Raw genomic sequence first — 11,430 nt, 5'->3', positions numbered from 1 at the left:
AAAATTATTTACCGACCGTTCATAAATACACCAAATGCTTTATTTGCGTTCAAAAGGCGCATAAAAAACGGGCTCCAAACTGCTTTGGAGCCCGTTTTGCGCTTTATGCCTAACCGTTATTGTCTTGCGACAATGTGATCATCTTCCACATCAACCGTAATTGGCTTACCTGGAATCAGCTTACCCGACAAAATTTGCTGGGCCAGCGGGTTCTCAATTTGCTGCTGGATGGCACGTTTCAACGGCCGCGCACCGTAAACAGGATCGAATCCGGTATTGCCAAGCAGCTCCAGCGCCGCATCGGTCAGCGTTGCAGTATAGCCATGCTCTTCCAAGCGTTTGTATAAACGCTGCAACTGGATCTGCGCGATATGCTTGATATGCGCGTGAGCCAGCGGATGGAACACCACAACCTCATCTATACGGTTGATGAATTCCGGTCTGAAGCTGTGTGTCACGACTTCCATTACCGACTCTTTCATCTGCGCATAGGTCGCTTCACCAAAGTGTTGCTGAATAATGTCAGAACCCAGGTTAGAGGTCATGATCACCACCGTATTACGGAAGTCGACCGTTCTGCCCTGTCCGTCGGTTAAGCGTCCGTCGTCCAACACCTGCAATAAGATGTTGAAGACATCCGGATGCGCCTTTTCCACTTCGTCTAATAAGATGACGGAATAAGGACGGCGGCGCACCGCTTCTGTCAGATAACCGCCTTCTTCATAACCCACATAGCCCGGAGGCGCACCGACCAGACGAGAAACAGAATGTTTCTCCATAAACTCCGACATATCAATACGCACCATCGCGTCATCACTGTTGAACAGGAATGTCGCCAGCGCCTTACACAGCTCAGTTTTACCCACACCGGTCGGGCCGAGGAACAGGAACGAACCAATCGGGCGATTCGGATCCGACAGCCCTGCACGGCTGCGGCGGATCGCATTCGATACCGCTTCCACCGCTTCGTTCTGACCGATGACCCGGCTATGCAGTTCCTCTTCCATCCGCAGCAGTTTTTCACGCTCACTTTCCAGCATGCGGGCCACGGGTATACCCGTCCAGCGCGCCAGCACATCGGCAATTTCCACATCTGTTACGCGGTTGCGCAGCAGTTTCATGGTTTTGCCTTCAGCTTGGGTCGCCGCGGCCAGCTGTTTTTCCAGCTCAGGAATTTTCCCGTACTGCAATTCTGACATACGCCCCAGGTCGCCAACGCGACGCGCCTGCTCCAGCGTGATTTTCGCCTGCTCCAGTTCCGCTTTAATATTCTGCGTACCGGTCAGTGACGCTTTCTCGGCTTTCCACTCTTCTTCCAGCTCAGAATATTCACGCTCTTTCTGATTGAGCTCTGTTTCCAGCATTTCGAGACGTTTCACACTGGCATCATCAGACTCTTTCTTCAGCGCCTGTTGTTCGAGCTTGAGCTGAATGATACGACGCTCAAGGCGATCAAGAGATTCCGGTTTCGAGTCCATCTGCATACGAATACTGGACGCCGCTTCATCAATAAGGTCGATCGCTTTATCCGGTAACTGACGATCGGAAATATAGCGATGCGATAAGGTCGCCGCCGCCACGATTGCCGGGTCAGTAATCTGTACATGGTGATGCAGTTCGTAACGCTCTTTCAGCCCACGCAGAATGGCGATGGTGTCTTCAACAGAAGGCTCGGCGACAAACACTTTCTGGAAACGACGCTCTAACGCGGCGTCCTTCTCTATATACTGACGATATTCATTTAAGGTTGTCGCACCAACGCAGTGAAGTTCACCACGTGCCAGCGCTGGTTTCAGCATGTTCCCGGCATCCATCGCACCGTCGGCTTTACCCGCGCCCACCATGGTGTGCAATTCGTCGATGAACAGAATGACGTTACCTTCCTGTTTCGCCAGATCGTTTAACAGGCCTTTCAAACGTTCTTCGAATTCACCACGATATTTCGCCCCGGCCACCAGCGCGCCCATGTCTAATGACAGTACGCGTTTGTTTTTCAGCCCTTCAGGCACTTCACCATTGATGATGCGCTGCGCCAGACCTTCGGCGATCGCCGTTTTACCAACACCGGGTTCACCAATCAGCACCGGGTTATTTTTGGTACGGCGTTGCAGCACCTGAATTGTCCGGCGAATTTCTTCATCACGACCGATGACCGGATCCAGTTTGCCCTGCTCGGCACGTTCGGTCAGATCAATAGTGAATTTTTTCAATGCCTGACGTTGGTCTTCGGCATTCTGGTCATCCACTTTCTCACCTCCACGCATTTGATCGATAGCCGCAGTAATCTTCTCGGCCGTTGCGCCGCTGGCTTTTAACACATCTGTTAATGAGCCACGGTCTTTCATCACTGCCAAAACAAAGAGTTCTGACGAAATAAAGGTATCGGCACGTTGCTGTGCCAGTTTGTCACAAAGATTTAAAACACGAACCAGCTCATGGGATGGTTGAACATCTCCGCCGGTCCCTTCAACTTGCGGCAAACGCCCCAAAGCCTGATCAACGTCCGTGCGCAGTTTCTGGGTATCAACCCCGGCTGCTGTTAATAAAGGGCGCACGGTTCCGCCTTCCTGAGTGAGCAAAGCGCTCATAAGGTGGACAGGTTCGATAAATTGATTGTCACGCCCAAGCGCGAGAGACTGAGCATCCGCGAGGGCAAGCTGGAATTTACTTGTAAGACGATCCAGACGCATAACACCTCCAATACTGAACAAAATTGCTACTGGAGATTAAATGAGGTCAACCCTCACGTTTTCAAGGTTATCTTGTCAGTATATTAGGAAGGCAACAGCGATGCGCGATGGATCGTCTTGATTAGACAGGTTATCTCAGCCAAATTAAACTTGCCAGCCGTCCAGTGATCCCATCGCGTCGGTAAGAGTAAAATTTGCTGTTGTCAGACACGGTGCAATATTCACCACCGTAGATGGCGCTTACACCCGCAGATTGCAAGCGTAAGCGAGCAAGCTGAAAGATATCGGCCATGAATTTCGTTCCGGCAGGAACAAAAGCGCAAGAGGATTCAGGATGCACGGCCATAAAGGCTTCACGAACCTCGGCCCCCACTTCAAAATGCGACGGACCAATTGCCGGGCCGAGCCACGCAATTACATCCCCCGGATTTGCCCTAAAGCACGCCAGGGTATTTTCCAGTACACCTGCACACAAACCGCGCCAGCCCGCATGCGCGGCCGCCACTTCATCCCCTGCACGGCTACAAAAGAGCACGGGGAGGCAGTCTGCAGTCATTGCCGCACAAACTACGCCAGGCTCACAGGTATAGGCAGCATCAGCAATCAGGGTGGGTGTAACGGGAGTCAGTGAAGTGAGTCGGGCAACATCGGTGCCGTGAACCTGTTCGAGCCAGTGCGGCGCGGCAGGTAAACCACCAAGCGCAATCAGTCGCTGGCGGTTGGCAGCTACATGTTGCGGATTATCCCCGACATGACTGCCGAGATTGAGGGAACCGAAAGGAGACAAACTAATGCCTCCTTTGCGGGTTGTTGCATATGACCGAACCGACGCCGGTTGCGGCCATTGAGGCCTGATAAGCGCACTCATTACCAGTTCATCTGATCCTTGAACTCTTCGGTATCCGCTTTCAGCGCAGTTATCAGGTCAACCATATCCTGAGGAAGTGGGGCATGCCACTCCATCTGAATACCGGTGACGGGATGATAAAGACGAAGCATGGTCGCGTGCAGCGCCTGACGATCGAATCCGCGCAGCGTATTGATGAACGTTTCGGACGCCCCTTTCGGCAAACGTGGACGGCCGCCATAAAGCTGGTCGCCTAACAACGGATGGTTGACGTGAGCCATGTGCACACGGATCTGGTGAGTACGACCCGATTCGAGACGCAGACGCAGACGCGTATGGGCACGGAAATGCTCCATGATGCGGTAATGCGTGGTCGCTGGTTTACCCATCGGATGAACTGCCATATGCGTACGTTTGGTGGAATGACGCGCAATCGGCTCATTCACCGTGCCGCCTGCCGTCATTGTACCAATGGCCACAGCTTCGTATTCGCGGGTAATTTCGCGAGCCTGAAGAGCCATCACCAGATGCGTTTGCGCAGGAACTGATTTCGCGACAACCATCAGACCAGTGGTATCTTTATCGAGACGGTGAACGATGCCGCAGCGCGGGACGTCCATGATTTCAGGGTAATAATGCAGTAACGCATTCAGTACCGTACCGTCTGGATTTCCTGCGCCTGGGTGAACAACCAGATCGCGGGGTTTATTGATGACTAAAATATCGCTATCTTCATAGACGATATCTAATGGGATATCTTGTGGCAGCCAACGCGCTTCTTCTTCAATTTGCGCATCGATTGCGATAGCCTCGCCACCCAACACTTTTTCTTTAGGTTTGGTCACTTTTTTGCCGTTGACCGTGACCCGGTCGTCCAGGATCCAATCTTTTATGCGAGATCGTGAATAATCAGGGAACAATTCGGCCAAAGCCTGATCTAACCGTTGACCGAGTTGAGATTCGGCCACCGTTGCGGTGAGTTGTACTTGTTGTGCCATATGCAGCTTCTTGGTTAACGTTGGGTTTTCACGGCGATGCCGTTTAAAATAATGTGCTATTGTAGCTGGTCTTTGTCGGGAGCTTAACGGACAGTCTCCCAGAATAACACCTGAGGATAATCAAAACGTCATGACGCGTGTGAAATATCTGGTGGCAGCAGCCACGTTGAGCCTGGCGCTGGTCGGTTGCTCCAGTTCCAAAGAAACGGTTCCCGATAACCCGCCTAACGTCCTTTATGCCACTGCCCAGCAAAAGCTGCAGGACGGTAACTTTAAAGGCGCGATTGCGCAATTAGAAGCGTTGGATAACCGCTATCCATTTGGGCCTTATTCGCAGCAAGTTCAGTTAGATCTGATTTATGCCTATTACAAGTCTGCTGACTTGCCAATGGCTCAGGCCTCAATTGATCGCTTTATGCGTCTCAATCCTACCCATCCAAATATCGACTACGTCATGTATATGCGTGGTTTAACGGATATGGCGCTGGATGACAGTGCGTTGCAAGGATTCTTCGGTGTTGATCGTTCTGACCGCGATCCGCAGCATGCACGTGCAGCCTTCCGTGATTTCAGCCAGCTGATCCACGCATATCCAAACAGCCAGTACGCGACTGATGCGACTAAGCGTTTGGTATTCCTGAAAGAGCGTCTGGCGAAATACGAGCTGTCAGTGGTGCAATACTACACTAAACGTGGTGCTTACGTCGCTGTCGTTAACCGTGTAGAGCAAATGCTGAAAGATTATCCGGATGCGCATGCAACGCACGAAGCGCTGCCGTTGATGGAAAGTGCCTATCGCGAACTGCAGCTGAACAACCAGGCTGATAAAGTCGCGAAAATTATTGCCGCCAATAGCGCTGCATAATTTCAAATGTCCGAACACAAAAACGGTAGCTCAGGCTGCCGTTTTTTTTGTTCTTTTTTTGGCATTGATGAAATGAGCTAAGTAAGAGAAACCGAGGGGATTAAAAAACAAGCAAAAAGTGATTGATACAAAAGAGGAAGTGCGGCACTGATCTTATCAATCATGCTTCATCCCGATGTAAGTCTCAAGGCATTTACCCCCATAAATTACTCTGAGTCACAGAATCGTCTGAGTTGACAAAAAGTGACAAAAAACCGCGATACAGGGGACGCAATTCATAAAAAAGGCTGGTATGTTGGATTCATCGGAGACGGAAAGAAGAGAGGTAAATTATATGACAGTCAACATTACCAGCAAGCAAATGGACATCACCGCCGCTATTCGTGACCACATCGAAGGCCGTCTGAAAAAACTGGAAAAATGGCAAACTCAGTTAATTAACCCGCACATTGTTCTGTCGAAAGAACCACAGGGATTTGTCGCCGATGCGACCATCAGCACGCCAAACGGCCAGCTGATTGCCAGTGCCACCCATGATGATATGTATGCCGCTATTAACGAGATGACCGCGAAACTTGAACGTCAGCTCAATAAAGCGCAACACAAAGGTGAAGCCCGCCGTGCAGAGTCCGGCGTTAAGGAACTGAACCTGGAACCGGTGGAGGAAGAAGAGGAATAACCGGGTTGTCAAAATGACCGTTAATAACGCGCTCCAGTGAGCGCGTTTTTTGTGCCCAAAGGAAATCTTATTGACACAGGGAAAACCCTGCGGTTACTTTAAGACTCTGCTCACGTTTAAGGACATCACGACTTCATGAATACCCGTCTGTTTTTCTTCGCATTCTTTTTTACCTTCCCCTGATTGGGAGGCGTTTCGTCGCGAAAGAATGAATGCGAAGACGAACAATAAAGCCTCCTGAAAAGGGGGCTTTTTTTATGCCTGCGTTTCACACGATTTTACTGAAAGAAAGAACATCAAAAAGGGTACTAACATGACCGAGAACTCATTGCTGGCACTGCGCGAACGCATCAGTGCGTTGGATCTCAAACTGCTGGCGTTACTGGCAGAACGTCGGACACTGGCAACAGAAGTCGCGCAATCCAAAATGCACACTCACCGGCCCATCCGCGATAAAGAACGTGAAAAAGAACTGATTAACTCGCTGATAGTGGAAGGGAAAAAGCAGGGGCTGGACGGACATTACATCACCCGCGTTTATCAGCTGATCATCGAAGACTCCGTCTTAACGCAACAGGCATTGCTGCAGCAGCATCTCAACAAAACCAATTCTGACTCTGCCCGCATTGCTTTCCTCGGTCCTAAAGGCTCTTACTCACATCTTGCCGCGCGCCAGTTCGCCGCCCGCCATTTCGAACAATTCATCGAATGCGGTTGCCAGAAATTCCAGGACATTTTCTCTCAGGTGGAAACCGGACAAGCTGATTACGCCGTTCTGCCGATTGAAAATACCAGCTCCGGGTCGATCAATGACGTCTACGATTTGCTGCAACATACCAGCCTCTCTATCGTCGGCGAACTGACGAATCCGATCAATCACTGCGTGCTGGTGGGAACTGACACAGATCTCTCGCAGATCCAGACAGTGTACAGCCATCCGCAACCGTTCCAGCAATGCAGTCAGTTCATTAATCGTTTCCCGCACTGGAAAATTGAATACTGCGAAAGTACCGCTGCTGCGATGGAAAAAGTCGCAGCCGCCAATTCCCCGCATGTTGCCGCCCTCGGCAGCGAGGCGGGTGGTGCGCTCTATCACTTGCAGGTGCTGGAACATAATCTGGCCAATCAGCAGGAAAATATCACCCGCTTCATCGTACTGGCGCGTAAAGCGATTGAAGTCACCGATCAGGTGCCGGCCAAAACCACTTTAATTATGGCAACAGGGCAACAGGCCGGTGCGCTGGTGAATGCACTTTTGGTGCTGCGTGAACAGGGCATCATTATGACCAAGCTTGAATCCCGTCCAATCAACGGCAATCCGTGGGAAGAGATGTTTTATATCGATGTGCAGGCCAACTTGCGTTCGGAAGAGATGAAAAAGGCGTTGAAAGATCTGGCGCCGATCACCCGCTCTCTGAAGGTTCTTGGTTGTTATCCAAGCGAAAACGTCGTTTCCGTCGATTTGTAATTTTCCAAATAAAAAGGGCGCTGCACAATGCAACGCCCTTCTCTTCGATCCCTTCTGCACAACTCACTTACGGTTGTCGTTCGCCTGTCTGAGCAACGCACCGCTTTCCTTCAGGAAACGAGGCGCATAATCGCCAAACCAGTTTTCTACTTTCCTGAATTTATCGATAAATGCCTGTTTGTCACCCTTCTCCAACAGGGCCAGCGCATCACCAAAACGCTGATAATAACGTTTGATCAGCGCCAGATTACTTTCTGAAGACATAATGATGTCTGCATAAAGCTGCGGATCCTGAGCGAACAACCGCCCGACCATTGCAAGTTCAAGGCGATAAATCGGCGAGGACAGCGCCAGCAACTGCTCGATCTGCACATTCTCTTCGCACAGATGCAGGCCGTAAGCAAAAGTCGCAAAGTGACGCAGTGCCTGAATGAATGCCATGTTCTGATCGTGCTCGACGGCGCTGATTTTGTGCAAGCGCGCGCCCCAGACCTGTAACTGTTCGAGCAACCACTGGTATGCCTGCGGTTCACGGCCGTCACAATACACCACCACCTGTTTTGCCAGGCTGCTGACATCCGGACCAAACATCGGATGCAGGCCAAGAACCGGCCCTTCATGCACCGCGAGCATCGCCTGAAGTGGACGATTTTTCACTGACGCCAGATCAACCAGAATACAGTCATCCGGTAGTTTAGGCAGGCGCGCAATCACTTCTTCGGTCAGGTGGATCGGCACGCTGACAATCACCATACCGGCGTTGGCCAGTAAGGTTTCAGCCTGAGGCCAGTCTTCCTGCTCAAGGACGTTGACCTGATAGCCAGACAGCTCCAGCAAACGGGTAAACAAACGCCCCATCTGACCGCGGCCACCGATAATCACCACCTGGCGCAGCGCAGGATGAAGCGTTTTAAAACCTTTGTCGTTTTCGCTTGAGTAGGACTCACGCATCACGCGCCGCAATACGTCTTCGATCAAATCCGGCGGGACACCAAGGTTCTGCGCTTCCTGACGACGTGAAGCCAGCATCGCTGCTTCACGTTCAGGCACATAAATCGGCAAACCATAACGGCTTTTGACTTCCCCGACTTCTGCCACCAGCGCCAGACGCCGTGATAAGAGATCTAACAACGCTTTATCTACGTCGTCGATCTGATCGCGCAACGCGTTAAGTTCTGCCACCATAAAAACCTACTCTCCTGCGATTCGTGCCGCCAGCGCGTCGCCCAGTTCCTGATGCATGGTGCGCAGCAGGGTTTCTGTGGTTTCCCAGTTAATGCAGGCGTCGGTTACCGACACACCGTATTTCATTTCTGAACGCGGTTGCTCAGAAGACTGGCTGCCTTCGTTCAGATGACTTTCCAGCATCAGGCCAGTGATGGAGCGGTTCCCGGCTTTAATCTGGTCAATCACTGACTGAGCCACAATGGTCTGGCGACGGTAGTCTTTGTTTGAGTTGCCGTGACTGCAATCTATCATCAAGGAAGGATGGAGTCCCGCATCGCTCATCTGTTTTTCGCACAGCTGAACGTCTTGTGCGCTGTAGTTTGGCGTCTTACCACCGCGCAGAATCACGTGACCATCCGGGTTACCCTGGGTTTGCAACAGGCACACCTGGCCAGCCTGATTAATCCCCACAAAACGGTGCGCCATTTCGGCAGCACGCATGGCGTTGATCGCCGTACCCAGACTGCCGTCGGTACCATTTTTGAAACCTACCGGCATAGATAAGCCAGACGCCATCTCGCGGTGAGTCTGCGACTCGGTGGTACGCGCACCAATTGCTGACCAGCTGAACAGATCCCCTAAGTATTGCGGGCTGTTCGGATCCAGCGCTTCGGTGGCCAGTGGCAGTCCCATGCCCACCAGTTGCAACAGCAGGTTACGCGCAATGTGCAAACCGGCTTCTACATCAAAAGTACCGTCCATGTGTGGATCGTTAATCAGCCCTTTCCAGCCTACGGTTGTGCGCGGTTTTTCGAAGTAGACGCGCATGACAATGTACAGACGATCGCTTAACTCAGCAGCCAGCGTTTTCAAATGACGCGCGTATTCCAGCGCCGCATCCAGATCGTGAATGGAACAAGGACCACACACCACGAGCAGTCGCGGATCACGGCCATGCACGATATCGGCGATAGTTTTACGTGCTTCGGCAATGCTGGTTTCATCGCTCACGCTCAGCGGAAAACGGTTTTTCAATTCTTCCGGAGTGATAAGAATTTGTTCAGCACTGATATGTACATTATTGAGGGCGTCTTTTTGCATGATCGTGATTCGCTCTTTGGGAAAATGGGCAGCCACGTGGGCATCTGCGAACAACATTACCACAGCGCGTAAAGTTATCAAGCCCTAGTTGTAAACTTAACATTACCAATTGGCGATAACATGCCACCAAGTGGAAGGTTAAGTTTACATTTAGTGCGTCAGTGGCGAACGAGGTGTACCGCCAAAGTTACAGGGAATGTGTCTTGCAGGGGAGAATCGAAATAAAACAGGAGAGAAGAAAGGCAGTGAAAACGTATTAAGGAGACATCCCTCAGCGAAGTAACGCTGCTGAGGGAAATAATTACAGGTTGCGATCCAGCGTCATAAAGACCTGTCCAAGCGCAGAAACATCATCCACACTGCATTCGAAATGGCTGTCCTGCCGTGCCACTTTCAGGCGGTTACCGGGAATGCGCGCCACATCATACACATCGACATCACCGTCGATATCCAGCAACCAGCGGCCATTTCCCGGATGCGTGCTGCCTAAATCGATAATCCACGAATGATTACCTTTCACTACATAGGCCGGTTCAGCCAGGGATCCGTCCAGCAGAGAGGGGTCCACCGCCCATACGCCTTCTTCCTCCAGCGCCCCGCCGCGTAATCTCAATTTTTTAAGCTGACGGACACTCTCAGACACCGCAGCAACGGAAGAGACCGTATCCTGCATTGTGCCTTTGCCGGTTGCCAGCCAGCGCAATGAAACGCCGGTATCCAGCGCACAGGCCACGACCACATCACCGGGGAAGTAATTCCTTCTTACCCAGGTACTTATCGTCCCAGAAGATAAACCATACAGATCACCCAGCTCTTTCTGCAGGCTAAAGCCGTACGCCTGAAGCATGCGCGACAGAACGGCTTTCCCTCCTTCGAGTTCATCTAATTGCATCTGGCGAAAACCCCTGAGCTTGTAAATACCAACTTGACAACTCGCAAATGCAAGTTTAGATTGTTTATGTAATGTACCGAACCTTGTCATGATACCAAATTTACGGCGCAGGGGGAGGATCAGTAAGAAATCTCACGAAGAACCTGAGGTCAGGAAATGAGGAGATGCGATGTTTTTAGGCACAGAGCAGCAGCGTCAGGCGGGTTTACGTCATATCGCACATCTTAAAGAAATCTACTTCTCTGAAACGCGAAATAAGGTGGGAGATATTTATGATCATGCTTCGGATAAATGGAAAACCACATTATGTTTTCACGCCGGTTTGAAACGCCGTCATATTTATCTGACTTATTCTGAACTGACATCTGATGAACAGTTAAAAATTATTCAGGCGTTATTATCGTTACGCCATTTTTCATCATCATTACGAGGAGAATTTATCGATGGCAGACTGGATTGATGAATCACAAGAACAGCAGATTAAAATGCTGCAAGAGCAGATAGCTCAGGCGATCAGCGCTCCGCGCCGCGCTTCAGCCCACTTTTGTGAAGACTGCGAAATGGCGATACCCGAACCCAGGCGTAAAATTATTCCCGGCGTTCAGCGTTGTATTGAATGTCAGGAATTAAATGAAATAAAACGCAGAAATTATCGATCCATTTAATTCATCCACATTTTTATTTTATTAGCATGACCTCCTGAATTTATTTATTTCGGGAACG

The 11,430-nt window shown here is 50.8% G+C and carries 12 protein-coding genes and 1 other annotated feature; of the genes, 6 read left to right on the top strand and 6 right to left on the bottom strand.

What is annotated here, in order from left to right; translation table 11 throughout:
• Nucleotides 1-116 precede the first annotated feature (116 nt).
• The 3 genes from clpB to rluD all read right to left on the bottom strand — a co-directional run bounded on the left by clpB (nt 117) and on the right by rluD (nt 4,535).
• Entirely contained in the window at nt 117-2,690 is a 2,574-nt protein-coding gene (clpB, locus tag TU92_RS21805) for an ATP-dependent chaperone ClpB (RefSeq protein ID WP_112169430.1), read from the bottom strand.
• Nucleotides 2,691-2,820: 130 nt separating this feature from the next.
• A complete protein-coding gene (yfiH, locus tag TU92_RS21800) occupies nt 2,821-3,558 on the bottom strand; it encodes a purine nucleoside phosphorylase YfiH (RefSeq protein WP_112169428.1) in 738 nt (245 codons plus the stop codon).
• Entirely contained in the window at nt 3,558-4,535 is a 978-nt protein-coding gene (rluD, locus tag TU92_RS21795) for a 23S rRNA pseudouridine(1911/1915/1917) synthase RluD (RefSeq protein ID WP_112169426.1), read from the bottom strand. Before rluD ends, yfiH begins: the two co-directional genes overlap by 1 nt.
• Before the next feature lie 130 nt (nt 4,536-4,665).
• On the opposite strand from rluD, the gene bamD reads away from it, so the two are divergent.
• The 4 genes from bamD to pheA all read left to right on the top strand — a co-directional run bounded on the left by bamD (nt 4,666) and on the right by pheA (nt 7,547).
• Nucleotides 4,666-5,400 carry an outer membrane protein assembly factor BamD gene (gene bamD / locus TU92_RS21785; protein ID WP_112169424.1) on the top strand — a complete coding sequence of 245 codons (735 nt, stop codon included), beginning with the start codon at nt 4,666-4,668 and terminating at the stop codon, nt 5,398-5,400.
• Nucleotides 5,401-5,734: 334 nt separating this feature from the next.
• Nucleotides 5,735-6,079, top strand: coding sequence for a ribosome-associated translation inhibitor RaiA (raiA, locus tag TU92_RS21780; protein WP_112169423.1), 345 nt, complete (start codon nt 5,735-5,737; stop codon nt 6,077-6,079).
• Nucleotides 6,080-6,213: 134 nt separating this feature from the next.
• Nucleotides 6,214-6,338, top strand: a sequence feature (Phe leader region).
• Entirely contained in the window at nt 6,215-6,262 is a 48-nt protein-coding gene (locus TU92_RS22645) for a hypothetical protein (RefSeq protein ID WP_369794779.1), read from the top strand. Its footprint overlaps the feature before it by 48 nt.
• Before the next feature lie 54 nt (nt 6,339-6,392).
• Nucleotides 6,393-7,547, top strand: coding sequence for a bifunctional chorismate mutase/prephenate dehydratase (pheA, locus tag TU92_RS21775; protein WP_112169421.1), 1,155 nt, complete (start codon nt 6,393-6,395; stop codon nt 7,545-7,547).
• A 63-nt stretch (nt 7,548-7,610) separates the two neighbouring features.
• Here pheA and tyrA read toward each other — a convergent pair whose 3' ends face one another.
• The 3 genes from tyrA to TU92_RS21760 form a co-directional block, all read right to left on the bottom strand.
• The gene (gene tyrA, locus TU92_RS21770; protein ID WP_112169419.1) at nt 7,611-8,732 is read right to left on the bottom strand and encodes a bifunctional chorismate mutase/prephenate dehydrogenase; all 1,122 of its coding nucleotides are present in this window, start codon (nt 8,730-8,732) and stop codon (nt 7,611-7,613) included.
• A 6-nt stretch (nt 8,733-8,738) separates the two neighbouring features.
• A complete protein-coding gene (locus TU92_RS21765; RefSeq protein ID WP_112169417.1) occupies nt 8,739-9,815 on the bottom strand; it encodes a 3-deoxy-7-phosphoheptulonate synthase in 1,077 nt (358 codons plus the stop codon).
• Nucleotides 9,816-10,116: 301 nt separating this feature from the next.
• Nucleotides 10,117-10,707, bottom strand: a complete 591-nt coding sequence (locus TU92_RS21760; protein WP_112169416.1) for a phage repressor protein CI — start codon at nt 10,705-10,707, stop codon at nt 10,117-10,119.
• Nucleotides 10,708-10,876: 169 nt separating this feature from the next.
• Here TU92_RS21760 and TU92_RS21755 point away from each other — a divergent pair, with 169 nt between their 5' ends.
• Together TU92_RS21755 and TU92_RS21750 are read left to right on the top strand one after the other, a co-directional pair.
• Nucleotides 10,877-11,167 (top strand): DUF5347 family protein, encoded by a 291-nt coding sequence (locus tag TU92_RS21755; RefSeq protein WP_112169414.1) that lies wholly within the window; start codon nt 10,877-10,879, stop codon nt 11,165-11,167.
• Nucleotides 11,151-11,372, top strand: a complete 222-nt coding sequence (locus TU92_RS21750) for a TraR/DksA C4-type zinc finger protein (protein WP_112169412.1) — start codon at nt 11,151-11,153, stop codon at nt 11,370-11,372. Before TU92_RS21755 ends, TU92_RS21750 begins: the two co-directional genes overlap by 17 nt.
• The last annotated feature ends 58 nt before the right edge of the window (nt 11,373-11,430 follow it).

The organism is Rahnella inusitata (assembly GCF_003263515.1).
In the GTDB taxonomy this organism is placed as follows: domain Bacteria; phylum Pseudomonadota; class Gammaproteobacteria; order Enterobacterales; family Enterobacteriaceae; genus Rahnella; species Rahnella inusitata.
The sequence above is the reverse complement of the archived record's forward strand: the minus strand, read 5'-3'. Positions and strand labels throughout refer to the sequence as shown.

Excerpts from the sequence above, each read along its gene's own strand:
- clpB (WP_112169430.1), bottom strand. The coding sequence starts at position 2,690 with ATGCGTCTGGATCGTCTTACAAGTAAATTCCAGCTTGCCCTCGCGGAT.
- yfiH (WP_112169428.1), bottom strand. The coding sequence starts at position 3,558 with ATGAGTGCGCTTATCAGGCCTCAATGGCCGCAACCGGCGTCGGTTCGG.
- rluD (WP_112169426.1), bottom strand. The coding sequence starts at position 4,535 with ATGGCACAACAAGTACAACTCACCGCAACGGTGGCCGAATCTCAACTC.
- bamD (WP_112169424.1), top strand. The coding sequence starts at position 4,666 with ATGACGCGTGTGAAATATCTGGTGGCAGCAGCCACGTTGAGCCTGGCG.
- raiA (WP_112169423.1), top strand. The coding sequence starts at position 5,735 with ATGACAGTCAACATTACCAGCAAGCAAATGGACATCACCGCCGCTATT.
- pheA (WP_112169421.1), top strand. The coding sequence starts at position 6,393 with ATGACCGAGAACTCATTGCTGGCACTGCGCGAACGCATCAGTGCGTTG.
- tyrA (WP_112169419.1), bottom strand. The coding sequence starts at position 8,732 with ATGGTGGCAGAACTTAACGCGTTGCGCGATCAGATCGACGACGTAGAT.
- TU92_RS21765 (WP_112169417.1), bottom strand. The coding sequence starts at position 9,815 with ATGCAAAAAGACGCCCTCAATAATGTACATATCAGTGCTGAACAAATT.
- TU92_RS21760 (WP_112169416.1), bottom strand. The coding sequence starts at position 10,707 with ATGCAATTAGATGAACTCGAAGGAGGGAAAGCCGTTCTGTCGCGCATG.
- TU92_RS21755 (WP_112169414.1), top strand. The coding sequence starts at position 10,877 with ATGTTTTTAGGCACAGAGCAGCAGCGTCAGGCGGGTTTACGTCATATC.
- TU92_RS21750 (WP_112169412.1), top strand. The coding sequence starts at position 11,151 with ATGGCAGACTGGATTGATGAATCACAAGAACAGCAGATTAAAATGCTG.